At 66.0% G+C, this 17363-nt stretch carries 13 protein-coding genes and 1 pseudogene; 5 read left to right on the top strand and 9 right to left on the bottom strand.

Annotated elements, in window-relative coordinates:
* Positions 1-156 precede the first annotated feature (156 nt).
* From ACK4S9_RS04345 to ACK4S9_RS04355, 3 genes are read right to left on the bottom strand one after another with little or no spacing between them, the layout of a single operon-like run.
* Entirely contained in the window at positions 157-1575 is a 1419-nt protein-coding gene (locus tag ACK4S9_RS04345; RefSeq protein ID WP_409721961.1) for an efflux transporter outer membrane subunit, read from the bottom strand.
* Positions 1576-1583: 8 nt separating this feature from the next.
* Positions 1584-4745: an efflux RND transporter permease subunit gene (locus tag ACK4S9_RS04350; protein WP_409721963.1), complete on the bottom strand. Its 3162-nt coding sequence runs from the start codon at positions 4743-4745 to the stop codon at positions 1584-1586.
* Positions 4746-4775: 30 nt separating this feature from the next.
* On the bottom strand, positions 4776-6086 hold the full coding sequence (locus ACK4S9_RS04355) for an efflux RND transporter periplasmic adaptor subunit (protein ID WP_409721967.1): 1311 nt from the start codon (positions 6084-6086) through the stop codon (positions 4776-4778).
* 153 nt (positions 6087-6239) lie between these two features.
* On the opposite strand from ACK4S9_RS04355, the pseudogene ACK4S9_RS04360 reads away from it, so the two are divergent.
* Together ACK4S9_RS04360 and ACK4S9_RS04365 are read left to right on the top strand one after the other, a co-directional pair.
* Positions 6240-6365: pseudogene (locus ACK4S9_RS04360) on the top strand (TetR family transcriptional regulator); the annotation flags it as partial.
* Positions 6366-6860, top strand: coding sequence for a TetR family transcriptional regulator (locus ACK4S9_RS04365; protein WP_409722298.1), 495 nt, complete (start codon positions 6366-6368; stop codon positions 6858-6860). It abuts the pseudogene before it with no gap.
* 138 nt (positions 6861-6998) lie between these two features.
* Here ACK4S9_RS04365 and tal read toward each other — a convergent pair whose 3' ends face one another.
* From tal to pgi, 6 genes are all read right to left on the bottom strand, one after another.
* Complete coding sequence (gene tal, locus ACK4S9_RS04370; RefSeq protein WP_409721970.1) at positions 6999-7931, bottom strand: transaldolase; 933 nt, start codon at positions 7929-7931, stop codon at positions 6999-7001.
* Between the two features lie 154 nt (positions 7932-8085).
* Positions 8086-8586 carry a GAF domain-containing protein gene (locus ACK4S9_RS04375; protein ID WP_409721973.1) on the bottom strand — a complete coding sequence of 167 codons (501 nt, stop codon included), beginning with the start codon at positions 8584-8586 and terminating at the stop codon, positions 8086-8088.
* Between the two features lie 178 nt (positions 8587-8764).
* Positions 8765-9619, bottom strand: a complete 855-nt coding sequence (locus ACK4S9_RS04380) for an SIS domain-containing protein (protein ID WP_409721975.1) — start codon at positions 9617-9619, stop codon at positions 8765-8767.
* Positions 9620-9634: 15 nt separating this feature from the next.
* The gene (zwf, locus tag ACK4S9_RS04385) at positions 9635-11104 is read right to left on the bottom strand and encodes a glucose-6-phosphate dehydrogenase (protein WP_409721978.1); all 1470 of its coding nucleotides are present in this window, start codon (positions 11102-11104) and stop codon (positions 9635-9637) included.
* Between the two features lie 264 nt (positions 11105-11368).
* Positions 11369-12268, bottom strand: a complete 900-nt coding sequence (locus tag ACK4S9_RS04390) for an SMP-30/gluconolactonase/LRE family protein (protein ID WP_409721981.1) — start codon at positions 12266-12268, stop codon at positions 11369-11371.
* A gap of 18 nt (positions 12269-12286) precedes the next feature.
* Positions 12287-13942, bottom strand: coding sequence for a glucose-6-phosphate isomerase (gene pgi / locus ACK4S9_RS04395; RefSeq protein WP_409721984.1), 1656 nt, complete (start codon positions 13940-13942; stop codon positions 12287-12289).
* A 312-nt stretch (positions 13943-14254) separates the two neighbouring features.
* Between pgi and edd the strand changes: the two genes are divergently transcribed.
* From edd to ACK4S9_RS04410, 3 genes are read left to right on the top strand one after another with little or no spacing between them, the layout of a single operon-like run.
* Positions 14255-16174 carry a phosphogluconate dehydratase gene (gene edd, locus ACK4S9_RS04400; protein WP_409721987.1) on the top strand — a complete coding sequence of 640 codons (1920 nt, stop codon included), beginning with the start codon at positions 14255-14257 and terminating at the stop codon, positions 16172-16174.
* A complete protein-coding gene (eda, locus tag ACK4S9_RS04405; RefSeq protein ID WP_409721990.1) occupies positions 16171-16794 on the top strand; it encodes a bifunctional 4-hydroxy-2-oxoglutarate aldolase/2-dehydro-3-deoxy-phosphogluconate aldolase in 624 nt (207 codons plus the stop codon). The genes edd and eda overlap by 4 nt, the downstream gene beginning before the upstream one ends.
* A 55-nt stretch (positions 16795-16849) precedes the next feature.
* A complete protein-coding gene (locus ACK4S9_RS04410) occupies positions 16850-17362 on the top strand; it encodes a Rhs element Vgr protein (protein ID WP_409721993.1) in 513 nt (170 codons plus the stop codon).
* The last annotated feature ends 1 nt before the right edge of the window (position 17363 follow it).

Consider the following 17363-nt stretch of genomic DNA (forward strand, 5'->3'; position numbering starts at 1 on the left):
AACCCTGGGGGGTCTGGCCTCACACTCTCACCCGGGCTCATAAATACACCACCCTACTGCCCCTGTGGGTGTCCTATTTACACACCTGACCCCGGGCGTACCGGGCGAAAAAAAATCGGGCCGCGAAGGCCCGATCTTGAATGACGCAGGAAGCGTTCAGCGCGCCGCCACCGGCGCGGCCGGCTCGGTCCAGCCGCCGCCCAGCACGCTGTACAGCGTGACCTGGTTCTGCAGGCGCTGCAGGTTGGCCTGCACCGCCGCCTGCTGGGCCTGGAACAGCGCGCGCTGGGCGTCGAGCAGCTCGAGGTAGCTGGCCGCGCCGTTACGGTAGCGCAGGTCGGCCAGGTTGAAGCGGTCGGCTTCCGCCTCGGCCACGGCGCGTTGCGCACGCAGCTGCTCGCTGAAGGTCGACTGCCCCGCTAGTGCGTCCGCCACTTCGCGGAATGCGGTCTGGATCGAGCGCTCGTACTGCGCCACCGCGATGTCGCGTCCGGCGCGGGCCGAACCCAGCACCGCAGTATTGCGGCCGTAGTCGAAGATCGGCAGGATCGCCTGCGGCGCGAAGCTCCAGCCGTAGGTGCCGGATTTGAACAGGCCCGACAGTTCAGTGCTGGCGCTGCCCACGCTGCCCGTCAGGGTGATGCGCGGGAAGAAGTTGGCGCGCGCCGCGCCGATGTTGGCGTTGGCTGCGATCAGCTGCTGCTCGGCCGCGCGGATGTCCGGGCGGTTGGCCAGCAGGTCCGAGGGCAGCCCGGCCGGCAGGTCGGGCAGTTCGGTCGAGGCCAGGGTGGCGCCGGCGGCCGCGGTCGGCGGTACCGGGGTGCCCACCAGCAGCGTGAGCAGGTTCAGGCTCTGGGCGCGCTGGCGCTGCTGCGCCGCGAGCGTGGCGAGCGCGGTTTCCACCAGCGAGCGCGCCTGCTGCAGCTCGAAGCGCGAGGCCACGCCGTTGTCGAAACGCAGCTGGGTCAGGCGCAACGATTCCTGGCGCGTGCCCAGGGTCTGCTGGGTGATCCCCAGCAGCTCCTCGTCGGCCAGCAGCTGCAGGTAAACGTTGGCCACCGACGAGATCAGGCTGATCTGGGCCGACTTGCGCGCCTCTTCGGTTGCCAGGAACTGCGCCAGCGCCGCTTCCGACAGGTTGCGCACGCGGCCGAACAGGTCCAGCTCGAAGGCGGACACCGAGAAGCCCGACTGGTACAGGCTGTTGATCGGCTGGTCTTCGCCGGTGGTCTGGCGTTGGCCGCTGACACCCAGACCCACGGTCGGCAGGCGGTCGGCGCGGCTGATGCGGTACTGCGCCCTGGCCTGCTCGATGTTGGCGATCGAGACGCGCAGGTCGCGGTTGTTCACCAGCGCCTGCTCGATCAGGCCGCGCAGGCGCGCGTCGGGGAAGAAGCGCTGCCACGCGATGCTGGCGGGCGCCTCGTCCGCCACCTGGGCGGCCGGGGCGCTGGCCGGCTTCGGCAATTCAGGGAAGGCTCCGGCCACCGGCGCTTGCGGCCGCTCGTACTTCGGCGCCAGCGACATGCAGCCTGCCAGCATCATCGCGAAGGCCAGCGGAGTCAGTTTTTTCATTGTGTGGATCATGGTTGTTTTCCTTCGACGACCGTGGCCGCGTCAGCATGCTGCGCGTACTTGTTCTCCTGGCGCTTGCTGCCCTTGAACAGCTTGCGCACCACGACGAAGAACAGCGGCACGAACAGCACGCCCAGGGTGGAAGCCGTAATCATACCGCCCATCACGCCGGTACCGATGGCGCGCTGCGATGCCGAGCCGGCGCCGCCCGCGATCACCAGCGGCAGCACGCCGAGGATGAAGGCCAGCGAGGTCATGATGATCGGACGGAAGCGCAGGTGCGCCGCCTCGATCGCCGCTTCCATCGGCGACTTGCCCTGCGCCTGCAGGTCTTTTGCGAACTCGATGATCAGGACCGCGTTCTTCGCCGCCAGGCCGACGATGGTCACCAGGCCGATCTTGAAGTACACGTCGTTCGGGTAACCGCGCATCATCGCCGCCAGCACAGCGCCCAGGATACCGAAAGGCACCACCAGCAGCACCGACACCGGGATCGACCAGCTTTCATACAGCGCCGCCAGGGCCAGGAAGATCGCCAGCAGCGAGAAGGCCATCAGGATGCCCATGGTACCGGCGGAGAGCTGTTCCTCGCGCGACTGGCCGGTCCACTCGAACGCGAAGCCCGCCGGCAGTTGGCCCGCCAGGCGCTCCATCTCGGCCAGCGCGTCGCCGGTCGAATAGCCCGGCTTGGCGTCGCCCGAGATGCTCATCGCCGGGTAGCCGTTGTAGCGCAGGGTCTGCATCGGACCGGTCACCCAGCGGGTGGTGGCGAACGCGGACAGCGGCACCGGCTGTCCCTGGACGTTGAGCGCGTTGATGCGCAGCAGGTCGTCCGGCTGCATGCGGTCCTTGGCGTCGGCCTGCACCACGACGCGCTGCAGGCGGCCGGCGTTCGGGAAGTCGTTCACGTAGCTCGATCCCAGCGAGGTCGAGATCGCGGTGTTGATCGCGTCGAAGGTGACGCCCAGCGCCAGCGCCTTGTCGCGGTCGATGTCCAGGCGAACCTGCGGCGCGTCTTCCAGGCCTTCCGGACGCACGCCGGCCAGGACCGGGCTCTGCGCGGCCATGCCGAGCAGCTGGTTGCGGGCCGCCAGCAGGGCCTCGTGACCGTTGCCGCCGCGGTCCTGCAGGCGGAAGCTGAAGCCGGTGCCGCGGCCCAGTTCGGGAATCGGCGGCGGCGACAGCGCGAAGATGAAGGCGTCGCGGATGCCCGACAGGCCGCCGATGATGCGGTTGGCCACCGACTGGGCATCCGAACCGTCGGCCTTGCGCTCGTCCCAGTCCTTCAGCGGGATGAAGGCCAGCGCCATGTTCTGGCCGGCGCCCGAGAACGAGAAGCCCAGCACGCTGACCATGTTGGCCACTTCCGGCTGCTTCATGATGAAGTTCTCGGCAGTGGTCATCACTTCGCTGGTGCGCTCCAGCGTCGCGCCCGGCGGCAGCTGGATGTTGGCGATCACGTAGCCCTGGTCTTCGTTCGGCAGGAAGGAATTCGGCATGCGGGTGAAGAACAGCGTCACCAGGCCGCAGACCAGCACGAAGGCGATCAGCCCGCGGCCGGAATTGCGGATCAGCTTGCCGACCCAGCCTTCATAGCCCTTGGCGGTGGCGCCGAACTTGCGGTTGAACCAGCCGAAGAAGCCGCGCTTCTCGTGGTGGTGGCCCGCTTCAACCGGTTTCAGGAAGTGCGCGCACAGTGCCGGCGTCAGCGACAGCGCCAGGAAAGCCGAGAAGGCGATCGAGGACACCATGACGACCGAGAACTGGCGGTAGATGTTGCCCACCGCGCCGCCGAAGAAGGCCAGCGGCACGAACACCGACATCAGGACCACGGTCACGCCGATGATGGCGCCGGAGATCTGGCCCATGGCCTTGCGGGTCGCTTCAAGCGGCGGCAGACCCTCTTCGGACATGATGCGCTCGACGTTCTCGACGACCACGATGGCGTCGTCGACCACGATACCGATCACCAGCACCATGCCGAACATGGTCAGCACGTTGATCGAGTAGCCCAGCGCCAGCAGCGTGCCGAGCGAACCCAGCAGGGCGACCGGCACCACGATGGTCGGAATGATCGTGTAGCGGAAGTTTTGCAGGAACAGGTACATCACCAGGAACACCAGCACCAGCGCTTCGACCAGGGTATGCAGCACCTGCTCGATCGAGATGTCGATGAACTTCGAGCTGTCGAAGGGCACGGTGGCCTTCACGCCGGGCGGGAAGAACTTCGACAGTTCGTCCACGCGCGCCTTCACCAGGCGCGCGGTTTCCAGCGCATTGCCGGACGGCGCCAGCTGCACGCCGATACCGGTGGACGGCTTGCCGTTCAGGCGCGCCGAAGTGCCATAGGCCTGGGCGCCGATCTCGATGCGGGCCACGTCCTTCAGGCGCACGGTCGAGCCATCCGGATTTGCGCGCAGCACGATGTTGCCGAACTGTTCGACGGTGGAGAGCTGGCCGGTGACGACCACGGTCGCGGTGATTTCCTGGCCTTTCGCCAGCGGCAGTTCGCCGATGGTGCCCGAGGCCACCTGGGCGTTCTGGCTGCGGATCGCGTTGTTGACGTCGGCCGGGGACAGGCGGAAGCCCACCAGCTTGGCCGGGTCGATCCAGACGCGCATGGCGCGCTCGGTACCGAACAGCTGCGCGGTGCCGACGCCCTTGATGCGCTGGATTTCAGGCAGGACCGTGCGCGAGGCGTAGTCGCCCAGCGCGATCGGGTCCCACTTCGGATCGTCCGACGAGAGGATGGTAAACAGCAGGAAGTTCGCGCGCACCTTGTCGACGCGCACGCCCTGCTGGTTCACCGCCGCCGGCAGGCGCGGGGCCGCGCGCGACAGGCGGTTCTGCACGTCCACCTGGGCAAGCTCGGGGTCGGTGCCGGTTTCAAAGGTCAGGGTGATCGAGCCGCTGCCGTTGGCGGTGCTGCTCGATTCCATGTAGACGAGGCCCGGCGAACCGTTCATCTCGCGTTCGATGACGGAGATGACCGAGTCTTCCAGGGTCTGTGCGGAGGCGCCCGGGTAGGCGGCATTGATCACGATCGATGGCGGAGCCACGTTCGGATACTGAGCAACCGGCAGCTGGGTGATCGAGACCGCGCCGATCACCATGATGAACAGCGCGATCACCCACGCGAAAATTGGGCGGTCAATGAAGAAACGTGCCATGAATTAGTCCTGTTCTTTTCCTGCAGCAGCTCAGTTACGCGTCGAGGCGGCTGCCGGCGCGGCGCCGGCGGTGGAACCCGACGGGGCCGAAGCAGGCATCTGGCGCGCGTTGTCGGCAGCGGCCTGGCCGGCATTGGCGGTGGCCGGCGCCGGCGCCGGCGCTGCGGCGCTTGCCGCTGCCGACGCAGCCTGCCATGGCACTGCCTTGACCGGCGTGCCCGGCGGCAGCATCTGCAGCTTCTGGAAGCCGTCGACCATCACGCGTTCGCCTTCCTTCAGGCCGTCGGTGACGATCCAGTTGGAACCCTGCTGCGAGCCGATCTTGACGACGCGCTGGGCCGGCTTGTTGTCCGCGCCGACGACCATCAGGGTGTCGCCCTGCTGGCCGCCGCGGGTGACGGCCTGCTGCGGCACCACGATGCCGTTCGGGATTTCGGCCTGGGCCAGGCGTACGCGCACGTACTGGCCCGGGAGCAGGGCGTTGTCGGGGTTGGCCACGGTCGCGCGCAGGGTGACCTGGCCGGTGCTCGGGTCGACGGTGATGTCCGAGAACTGCAGGCGGCCCTTGTTCGCCATTTCGGTGCCGTCGTCGAGGATCACGCTGACCGATGCGTCCTTGGCGTTATTGCCGGCCTGCTTGCGCAGGCGCTGCAGTTCGCTGGCCGACTGGGTGATGTTCAGGTACATCGTGTCGGTCTGCTGGATCAGCGCCAGCTCGGTCGCCTGGGCCGCCGACACCAGCGCGCCCTCGGTGACCAGCGCGCGGCCGATGCGGCCCGAAATCGGCGCGTAGACGTTGGCATAGCTGGAGTTGATCTGGGCGATGCGCACCTGGGCGCGGGCCGCCGCCAGGGCCGCTTCCGCCTGCTTCTGGGCGGCGACGGCGTTGGTGTATTCCTGCTTGCTGATGGCGTTGGCTTCGACCAGCGGCTTGTAGCGCTCGGCCTGGGCAGTGGCCTGGTTCAGGGTTGCCTGGGCGCTGCCGACGTCGGCCTGGGCCGCCGCCAGGCGCGCCTGGTAGGGCGCCGGGTCGATCTGGAACAGCGACTGGCCTTGCTTGACGATGCTGCCTTCGGTAAACAGGCGCTTGAGCACCACGCCGTCGACCCGCGCGCGGACCTGGGCGGTACGCACGGGTTCGGCGCGCGCCGGCAGTTCGGTCAGCAGCGCCACGGGTTCGTATTTGGTGGTGATGACGCCGACTTCCGGCGCCGGCATGCCACCGCCCGGCCCGCCGGCCGCCGGAGCATCTTTCTTGCCGCAGCCCGATAACAGGGCAATGGCCACCAGCGTGCCTGCGGCAATGCGGGTCAGGGAGTGGGAGGAGTGGTCTGAGCGCATTACGTGTGCTTCCTTCTCATTGTTGTTTCGATATCCGGCGCTCACCTTTCGATCACGCAGGAATTGTCACTGGATTTTACGGACAGTTTTATATACTATCACGGCTGTATGTTTATTGCTGGAGAGCCCCTTCTAATGGGAGGGCACAAAAAAATGGCACGTAAAACCAAGGCGGAAGCTGCGGCGACCCGCGACAGCATCCTGGATGCTGCTGAAAGATTGTTCGCTGAACAAGGCGTTTCAAGAACGACTTTACAGCATATTGCAAGTGCTGCGGGCGTGACGCGCGGTGCGATTTACTGGCATTTCCTGGACAAAGCCGCGCTGTTCAACGCCATGTTCGATCGCGCGAAACTGCCGATGGACGAAGCCTTGCAGCAGCTCGACAACGACCGTGACGTCACGGATCCGCTGCAATGCCTGCGCGACGACATGATGACGGTGCTGCGCATCGTGGTCGAGGACGAGAAGGCGCGCCGCGTGTTCGAGATCGCCACCCTGAAGACGGAATTCATCGACGAGGTGGATGCGGTGCGCGCGCGCCGGCGCGAGTCGATCGCCCTGTGGCAGGAGCGGATGGAAGGCCAGCTGAAACAGGCGCAGGAGAAGGGCATGCTGCGGCCGGGCGTCTCGACGCTGGCGGCTGCCCAGGGCGGCTGGATCCTGGTCGACGGCCTGATCCGCAACTGGATCTTCGAGCCGACCCTGTTCGACCTGCGGGAACTGGGCGGGACGGTGATCGATACCTACCTGGCCGGACTGCGGGTTTCGTAGGGTGGACGGCTCTGCCGTCCGCGCGTTCAACCTACTGCTGAATGCCCGTGCCGCGTCAATTCATATGTGATTTGGACGCGCGGTCGGCGAAAGCCGACCACCCTACAAAAAACGCGCTCTTGAGAGCGCGTTTTCTTTTTACTTCAGCAGTTCTTCGATCATCTTCTTCAGCTTGATCGAATCCGCCACGAAGGCGCGGATGCCTTCGGCCAGTTTCTCGGTCCCCATCGCGTCTTCGTTCAGCATGAAGCGGAAGCTCTTCTCGTCGATCGCGATCTTCTGGATGTCGGCATTGGCGTCCGCCACCAGCTTGCGCTCGACCGGCGCATCGGTGTCGGCCAGCTTCTGCAGCAGGTCCGGCGAGATGGTCAGGAGGTCGCAGCCGGCCAGCTCCAGGATCTGCGAGGTGTTGCGGAAGCTCGCGCCCATCACTTCGGTCTGGTAGCCGAACTTGCGGTAGTACTGGTAGATGCGCTTGACCGACTGTACGCCCGGATCGTCTGCGCCGGTGTAGTCGGTGCCGGTCGACTTCTTGTACCAGTCGTAGATGCGGCCGACAAAGGGCGAGATCAGCTTGACGCCGGCTTCGGCGCAGGCGACGGCCTGGCACAGCGAGAACAGCAGGGTCAGGTTGCAGTGGATGCCTTCCTTTTCCAGGATCTCGGCGGCGCGGATGCCTTCCCAGGTCGAGGCGATCTTGATCAGGACGCGCTCGCGCGACACGCCGGCCTTTTCGTACAGGGCGATCAGCTCGCGGCCCTTGGCGACGGTGGCGTCGGTATCAAACGAAAGGGCGGCATCGATCTCGGTCGAGACACGGCCCGGCACGTACTTCAGGATCTCGACGCCGAAGGCGATCAGGAGGCTGTCGACGATGGCGTCGACCGACGCGCCGTTGGCATCGGCGACGGCCTTTTCCAGCAGCGGACGGTATTCCGGCTTCTGCACAGCCTTCAGGATCAGCGACGGGTTGGTGGTCGCATCCTGCGGCGCATAGGCCTTGATCGACTGGAAGTCGCCGGTGTCGGCGACGACGGTGGTGTACTGCTTGAGTTGTTCGAGTTGGTTCATGTTTGGGATCTCGATGTTGATCAGTGAAACTGGGATTCTGTTGTTGCGGCTTCGGTCAGGAAATTGGATTCCCGCCTGCGCGGGAACGACGTGCTCACGAAGCGTGTACCAAAAACCGTCATTCCCGCGAAGGCGGGAATCCAGGTTCAACAAACTAAACGAAGTCGGTGCCGTCCATGAAAGCGGCGAGCATGCGCTCCAGTCCTTCACGGTCTTCGTCGGAGAAGCGGTTGAGCGATGGGCTGTCGATGTCGAACACGCCGACGACCTCGCCGTTCTTGATCAGCGGGATCACGATTTCCGAGTTCGAGGCCGAATCGCAGGCGATGTGGCCCGGGAAGGCATGCACGTCCGGCACCACGATGGTCTTGCGCTCGGCGGCGGCGGTGCCGCAGACGCCACGGCCGAAGGGAATGCGGGCGCAGGCCGGCTTGCCCTGGAAGGCGCCGACCAGCAGGTCCTTGCCATCGCCCTTGCGCGCCGGAACGGTGAAATAGAAGCCGGCCCAGTTCAGGTCGGCCAGGGTGTCGTAGACGAGCGCGGAAAACTGCGCGGCGTTCGCCATCAGGTTGCGTTCGCCTTCGAGGACGCTCTCGACCTGACGCTCCAGCAGGGGATAGTCGGGACGGGAGCTGCGTTCGGGATTGATGTGCATTGGCGTGGACCCGCAGTGCTATGGAAAGCGGGTATTTTACACCTGTGGTGGGTTACGCGCGTTCGTGGTCCCTCGGCAAAACTTGGGCCCCGGCCTGCGCCGGGGCGACGGTATCTGGGCTGGCGACTTCGAAACGTCGTACCGGCGAAGGCCGGTACCCAGGTTCATATGCCCAGCGCTAGCCGATGAAGGAATCGAACTGCATGTCGAATTCCTGCAGCGCCTTCTGCGCATTCTGCATCTTCTTGCGGAACTCCGGCCCGCGCTGCAGCGCCAGCCCCACGGCCAGCACGTCGATCACCACCAGGTAGGCCAGGCGCGCCGAGATCGGCGTGTAGGGGTCGATTGCGAACACCAGGTCGATCGGGATGAACAGGGTCGCGATTTCCGCCAGCGGCGTGCCGGATGGCGCCAGCACGATCACGTCGGCGCCGCCGCGGCGCGCCAGCTTGGCCGAGCGCGTCAGGGCCGGGTTGTTGCCGCGCTGCGAAATCGCCACCACCGCATCGCCCTCGCGCAGCAGGGCCGCGGCGATCGAGTGGATCGCCGGATCGGTGTAGGCCACCGTCGGCACGCCCGAGCGGAAGAACTTGTGCTGGGCGTCGGCGGCGACAAAACCCGACGAGCCCTGGCCGTAGAACTCGATCTTGTTGGCGCGCGACAGGATATCGAGCGCCTTCTGGACCAGTTCCGGCTTGAGGTTGTTGCGCAGGTCCAGCAGGGTGTTGATCGAACGGCTGCAGATCTTGTTCACCAGGTCGGCCGCCAGGTCGTCCGGCGCCGGCTGCTCGTTCGCGCCCGGCAGGGCCAGCGCCAGGCCTTGCGCCAGCTTGAGCTTGAACTCGTGCCAGCCGTCGTAGCCGAGGGTACGGCAGAAGCGCACCACGGTCGGTTCCGACACCTGGGCGCTCTTGGCCAGGGCCGTGATGTTCTGGCTGACCGTGCTGGACGGCGCGGCCAGCACGGCGAGCGCCACCTTGCGCTCGGATTTCGAGAGCGAGTCGAGCTGGGTGCGGATGGAATCGAGCAGCATGGTCTTGTGGTCCGATCAGTCTTCCGGAAGGACTTCTTCGCGCCACTGCAGGCCGTCGCGCCCGATCAGCGCGCTCGCGGCGGCAGGGCCCCAGGTGCCGGAAGTGTAGGGCACCGGTGAGCTGTCGTTCTGTTCCCAGTATTCCAGGATCGGTTCGACCCATTCCCAGGCCGCTTCCAGCTCGTCGCCGCGCATGAACAGGGTCAGCTGGCCGCGCAGCACGTCGACCAGCAGGCGCTCGTAGGCTTCCATGCGCGGGCTGGTGAACTGCTCGCGGAAGTCGAGTTCGAGCTCGGCCTGCTTCAGGCGCATCGAGTCGCCCGGGGTCTTGGCCATCAGGTTCATCGACAGGCCTTCGTCCGGCTGCAGGCGGATCACCAGGCTGTTCGGCTGGAAGCTCGAGGTCGGCTGGTTGAAGATCGAATGCGGGATCTGCTTGAAGCGCACCACGATCTCGGCCAGGCGGTCGGCCATGCGCTTGCCGGTGCGCAGGTAGAAGGGCACGCCGGCCCAGCGCCAGGTGTCGATCTCGGCCTTCATGGCGACGAAGGTCTCGGTCTTCGAGCCCTTTGGCGCTTCCGGCTCCTCGCGGTAGCCCGGCACCGCCTGGCCGTCGATGTGGCCGGAGCGGTACTGGCCGCGCACGATGTTCTGCGCCAGCGTGGTCGGGGTGAAGCGCTTCAGCGAACGCAGCACCTGCAGCTTGGCGTCGCGCACGGCGTCCGGCGCGATCGAGGTGGGCGGCTCCATCGCCACGATGCACAGCAGCTGCAGCAGGTGGTTCTGCAGCATGTCGCGCAGGGCGCCCGAGGTGTCGTAGTAGCCCAGGCGGTTGCCCACGCCGATCTTCTCGGCGATGGTGATCTGCACGTCCGAGATCCATTCGCGGCGCCACAGCGGCTCGAACAGGATGTTGCCGAAGCGCAGGGCCAGCAGGTTCTGCACGGTCTCCTTGCCCAGGTAGTGGTCGATCCGGTAGATCTGCGACTCGGCAAAGACCTTGCCGACGTCGAGGTTGATCCGCTTGGCCGAAGCCAGGTCGCGTCCCAGAGGCTTTTCCAGCACCACGCGCGAGTTCGGCGAGACCAGCTTCGTCTCGGCCAGGTTGTCGCAGATGGTCGCGAACAGATGCGGCGGCGTCGCGAGGTAGTAGACGCGGGTCAGCGCTTCGTCCTTGCGCAGGGCCTCGACCAGGGGGGCGAAGGTGGACACGTCGGTGGCGTTCAGCGCCACGTAGACGATGCGCTTGAGGAAGCGGGCCCAGGTCTCGTCCTGCGGCGTTTCCTTGATATGCGGCTTCGAGTTCTTCTCGATGAACTGCAGGAAGTCTTCCTGCGAGAAGTCGTCGCGGCCCACGCAGATGATGCGGGCGGTGTCGGGCAGGTCGTTGCAGACGTCGCGCGCATACATCGCGGGAAGCAGCTTGCGCATCGCAAGGTCGCCGCTGCCGCCAAAGAAAACGAGGTCGAAATCGGAAAGAGCCATGGGAATGTCTGGAAGGAGTGATCAGCGATGTGTAAATTTACTACACGAATATTCGCTTAGCAAGAAAATCTACTACGGAAAGGCCCGTAGGGTGGGCGGCTGCACTGCTGTCTGTGAGCAGTGCAGCCGCATATGCCGCCCACGCGGTGATTGTTAGCAGCAAGATCATCCGGTACGGGATCGGCGCCGCCAACGATCACCGCGTGGGCGGCGCAAGCGCTATCGGCAAATCCACGGGCCCGGTAGAGCCGCCCACCCTACGAATCAGCGGTGGACGTATTCCGGCTCTTCGCGCCCCGCCACGTCGACCCGGATCGACAGCAGCTTGCCGCTGAGCGGATAGCGCGCCAGCTCCTCGGCCGAGCGGCCATGGCTGGCGCTGGTGATGTAGAGCGTGCGCAGGCCGGGGCCGCCGAAGGCCACCGAGGTCGGGCAGCGCACCGGCAGTGCGATCTCGCGCAGGATTTCGCCCGAGGGCGCGATGCGCAGCACGCGCCCGCCTTCGAACATCGCGACCCAGTAGGCGCCTTCGCTGTCGACCGTCGCGCCGTCCGGGCGGCCGCCGTAGTCCGGCGCGGATTTGTCGGCCGAGAAGGTCTTGATCGTGCGCCCATTGGCATGCGCGCCGGTGGCCGGATCGTAGTCGTAGCAGTCGATCCGGTGCGTGGTGGTGTCGGCATGGAACATCGTGCGGCCATCCAGGCTCCAGGCCAGGCCGTTCGAGTTGGTCATGCCGCCAGCCCAAGCGCGGCGCAGCAGGCCGCGCTCGAGCACGTACATCTCGGCCGCCGGCTTGTCGCGCGGCTCGTACATGGTGCCGATCCAGAAGCGGCCCGCCGGGTCCACGCGGCCGTCGTTGAAACGGACGATCGCCGGGTCGTAGGGCGCATCGGCGACCGGGGTTTCCTTGCCGCTGGTCGTGTTCAGGCAGATCAGGCCCGAGCGCAGCGAGACGATGAGGTTGTTGTCGCCGTCGATCGCCAGCGCCGAGGGCTCCGAGCCCATCTTCCAGTAAGAGTACTTGCCGCTGGCCGGATGCACGCGGTTGACCGTGTAACCGTTGATGTCCACCCAGTACAGCGCCGACTCGACCTCGTGCCAGGTCGCCGCTTCGCCCACCAGCATCGGGGCGTCGTGTACCACTTCGAATTTATCGCTTGCCATGTATTGTCGTGATCAGGTTCAGAACGCGGCCTTGGCGCGGGCGATCAGGCCGTTGGTAGAGCTGTCATGGTTCGCCGGTTGCGGCTCGCCCGCCAGCTCGGCTTCGATCTTCTTCGCCAGCACCTTGCCCAGCTCGACGCCCCACTGGTCGAAACTGTTGACGTTCCAGATCACCCCTTGCACGAAGGTCTTGTGCTCGTACAGCGCGATCAGGGCGCCCAGGGTGGACGGCGTCAGGCGTTCCATCAGGATGGTATTGCTCGGACGGTTGCCCGGGAAGGTCTTGTGCGGCGCCAGGCGTTCGACTTCCTCGGCGGCCAGGCCCTGCGCCTGCAGGTCGGCGCGCACCTCCTCGATGGTCTTGCCCTTCATGAAGGCTTCCGACTGGGCGAAGCAGTTCGCCAGCAGGGCCGTATGGTGATGCTCCATCTCGTGGGCCGGACGCAGGGCGGCGATGAAGTCGATCGGCGTCAGGTCGGTGCCCTGGTGCAGCAGCTGGAAGTAGGCATGCTGGCCGTTGGTGCCGGGTTCGCCCCAGATCGCCGGGCAGGTCGGGGTGTCGACCGGGTCGCCGTCGCGCGTGACGCACTTGCCGTTGCTCTCCATGTCGAGCTGCTGCAGGTAGGCCGGGAAGCGGTTCAGGTCCTGGTGGTAGGGCGCGATCGTGACCGAGTGCGCATCGAGGAACTCGCGGTTCCAGAAACCGACCAGGGCCAGCAGCATCGGCATGTTCCGCTCGACCGGCGCGGTGCGGAAATGCTCGTCCATGTCATGGGCGCCGGCCAGGAAGTCGGCAAAGTAACCGTAACCCACCGCCAGCGCCACCGACAGGCCGATCGCCGACCACACCGAATAGCGCCCGCCCACCCAGTCCCAGAAGGGGAACATGTTGGCCGGGTCGATGCCGAAGGTCTTGATCGCTTCGACATTTGTCGAAACGGCGACGAAGTGCTTCGCCAGCGCAGAATCAGCCGACTCAGCGGGCGCGCGCTCGAGGAACCAGTTGCGCGCGGTCTGCGCGTTCATCATGGTCTCGGCGGTGGTGAAGGTCTTCGAGGCGACGATGAACAGCGTGGTTTCCGGATCGACCTGGGACAGGGCGGCGTCCATGTCGTGGCCGTCCACGTTCGACACGAAGTGCATGCGCAGGCGCGGATGGGTGTAGTGGCGCAGTGCCAGCACGACCATCTTCGGGCCCAGGTCCGAGCCGCCGATGCCGATGTTGACGATGTCCGTGATCGGCTTGCCGGTATGGCCCAGCCATTCGCCGCTGCGCACGGCATCGGTGAAGGTCCGGATGCGGTCGAGCACGGCGTGAACCTCGGCGTTCACGTCCTGGCCGTCGACCACCAGCTGGCTGCCGCGCGGGGCGCGCAGGGCGGTGTGGAGGACGGCGCGGTTCTCGGTGTTGTTGATGCGTTCGCCCGCGAACATCGCGTCGCGGCGCGCTTCCACGCCGCGCTCGCGCGCCAGCGCCGCCAGCAGTTCAAGCGTGCGCCCGTCGAGGCGATTTTTTGAATAGTCTAGGAACAGCCCTGCCGCCTCGACGGACATGCGCTCGAAGCGCTGAGGGTCGGCGGCGAAGAGCTCGCGCATCTGCCAGTCTTCGGCATCTTGAGCATGGTTTTCGAGGGCCTGGAAGCTGGCGGTGCTGGTGAGGGTTGGCTGGCGCATAAGGTCAGTGTCGATGGCACAATGTTGTCAATAGCAGATTAGCGAATAATACAGGATGCGTGCGTAAATTCACTACATAAATACCGTAGGGTGGACGGCTTCGCCGTCCGCGCGTTCAACAATCGATTGCGCTTCTGGCATGTATTTTCAATAGGCAAAGGGGATTTGAACGCGCGGACGGCAGAGCCGTCCACCCTACGAGAGCCGGCTTCGGAGGTGATTCCATCCGGCCAAGTTGGCAAAGTCCCTACCCCTGCACCCCTTCCCAATCTGTAGTAAAATTTCAGATACCCAATTTACGAAGGAACGATCATGGCGCTGCACCCCGTAGTCGAACAGGTAACGAACCGGATCATCAAGCGAAGCCGTCCCTCGCGTGCGGCCTACCTCGCGCACATGGAAGCGGCCCGGGTGCAGGGCGTGCAGCGCGGGGCATTGTCGTGCACCAACCTGGCGCACGGCTTCGCCGCCTTCCCGGCCAACGACAAGCTCAAGCTCAAGGAGTACAAGAAGCCGTCGGTGGCGATCGTCTCGTCCTATAACGACATGCTGTCTGCGCACCAGCCCTTCGAGTATTTCCCGAAGGTGATCAAGGACGCCGTGCGCGAAGTCGACGCCGTGGCCCAGTTCGCGGGCGGCGTGCCGGCCATGTGCGACGGCGTGACCCAGGGCCAGCCGGGCATGGAACTGTCGCTGTTCTCGCGCGACACCATCGCCATGGCGACCGCGGTAGCGATGTCGCACAACATGTTCGACTCGGCCCTGTACCTCGGCATCTGCGACAAGATCGTGCCGGGCCTCTTGATCGGCGCGCTGCACTTCGGCCACATCCCGGGCATCTTCGTGCCGGGCGGCCCCATGACCACCGGTATCTCGAACAAGGAAAAGGCGGCCATCCGCCAGCGCTACGCCAAGGGCGAAGCCACCCGCGAGGAACTGCTGGAAGGCGAATCGGCCTCCTACCACGGCGCCGGCACCTGCACCTTCTACGGCACCGCCAACAGCAACCAGATGCTGATGGAGATGATGGGCCTGCACATGCCGGGCGCCGCCTTCATCACGCCGGGCACCCCGCTGCGCGACGCGCTGACGAAAGCCGCCGCCCACCAGGCGGTCGCGATCTCCCAGCAGGGCGGCCAGTACATGCCGATCGGCCACATCGTCGACGAGAAGAGCATCGTCAACGCCATCGTCGCGCTGCATGCGACCGGCGGCTCGACCAACCATACGCTGCACCTGATCGCCATCGCGCGCGCCGCCGGCATCGTGGTCGACTGGAACGACTTCGACGAGCTGTCGAAAGTGGTGCCTTCGCTGACCCGCATCTACCCGAACGGCGAAGCGGACGTGAACCACTTCCAGGCCGCCGGCGGCCCCGGCTTCATCATCCGCGAACTGCTCGATGCCGGCCTGGCGCACGAAGACGTCAACACCATCCTGGGCCGCGGCCTGCGCGCGCACTGCAAGGAGCCTTTCCTGGGCGAAGACGGCAAGGTCGTGTTCCGCGACGTGCCGGAGAGAAGCGGCGACGAAGCGGTGCTGCGCCCGGCCAGCAATCCGTTCGCCAACAACGGCGGCATGGTGCTGGTGCAGGGTAACCTGGGCCGCGCGGTGATGAAGATCTCGGCGGTCAAGCCCGAGTACCACACGATCGAAGCCCCGGCCATCACCTTCGACTCGCAGGAAGACTTCATGCAGCGCTACAAGGACAAGGAGCTCGAGCGCGACTTCGTGGCCGTGATCCGCTTCCAGGGCCCGCGCGCCAACGGCATGCCGGAACTGCACGCGCTGACCCCGGCGCTGGCGAACCTGCAGGATGCCGGCTTCAAGGTGGCGATGGTGACCGACGGCCGCATGTCGGGTGCCTCCGGCAAGGTGCCGGCGGCGATCCACGTGTCGCCCGAGATCCTGGCCGGCGGCCCGCTCGGCCTGGTGCGCGACGGCGACATCATCCGCGTCGACGCCACCACCGGCACCCTGGAAGCATTGGTGACCGACACCGTGTGGGCCGCGCGCAGCATGGCCACCGCCGACCTGTCGAAGAGCCACATCGGCATGGGCCGCGAACTGTTTGCGATGTTCCGCTCCCATTCCAGCCCGGCGGAGGAGGGGGCGGCCACGTTCCCGCTGCCGTCGCCAATCGAAACCACCGTACCGCTGCACGACGGCATCCAGACCGATGAAGTCCAGCCCGGTTCCGACGAAGACTATCTCTTTAGGACGCAGAAATGAATCTACTTGAAATCATGCGCTCGGCGAGCGTGATCCCTGTCATCGCCATCGACGACCCAAGCCACGCGGTCCCGCTGGCCAAGGCCCTGGTGGCGGGCGGCATCCGCGTGCTGGAAGTGACCCTGCGCACCGAGCACGGCCTGCAGGCGATCCGCGACATGAGCGGCGTCGAAGGCGCGATCGTCGGCGTCGGCACCCTGACCCAGCCGCACGAGTTCGACGCGGCGCGCGATGCGGGCGCCGTGTTCGGCGTCTCGCCGGGCCTGACCGCGGCCATGATCGAGGCGGCCAAGAAGAGTGGCCTGCCGCTGCTGCCGGGCGTGATGACCCCGTCCGAAGTGATGGCGGCGCGCGAGCATGGCTTCAAGCAGTTGAAGCTGTTCCCGGCGGTGCCGGCGGGCGGCGTCGGCATGCTGAACGCCATCGCCGGCCCGCTACCGGACGTGACCTTCTGCCCGACCGGCGGCATCTCGATCGAGACCGCGCCGAAGTTCCTCGCCTGTAAGAACGTGGCGTGCGTGGGTGGTTCCTGGCTGACGCCGAAGGACCTGATCGCCAGCGGCGACTGGGCCGGCATCACCGAACTGGCGAAAGCGGCTTCCGCGCTGCGTGCGGGCTGAGCCTCTCATCAAGCAAAGGCCTCGCTCCCGGCCCCTGACCGGTAGCGAGATCGCGATGGCGTCGCTGCTGTTCCGCGACGCCATCGACTACAGCCGCGTCCGTATCCACAGCCGGCGCTACATGCCCTTCCAGCCGAAGAACTGCTGCATGACGCCGAACGGCAGCATGTACTTTCACTGGTCCTGCTTTCTTCCCGATTACACGCGCGGCGATCCCGGCGCCATCCACTGGTTCATGCACGAGATGGTGCACGTGTGGCAGCACCAGTTGGGGTATCCGGTGAGGTTGCGCGGCGCGGTGCGCATCGGGCTATCGTATTCCTACACGCTGCGCGAGGATGCGAGCCTGGCCGACTACAACATGGAAGCCCAGGGCGACCTGCTGGCCGACTACTTCGTGCTCAAGTTCCTGGGCAAGCCGGGCGCCATGCGCCAGGGGCGCTACCGCGGCAGCCTGGCGCTGTACGAGCGCGTGCTGGCGAATTTTCTCGCCGATCCTTCCGATAGGCGCAGCCTGCACCGCGGGCCAGCCCGCTGGCTGGTGCCGGCCGGCAAGCGGGCGAGCTGAG

Origin of the sequence: Massilia sp., from assembly GCF_046293535.1 — a bacterium.
In the GTDB taxonomy this organism is placed as follows: domain Bacteria; phylum Pseudomonadota; class Gammaproteobacteria; order Burkholderiales; family Burkholderiaceae_D; genus Telluria.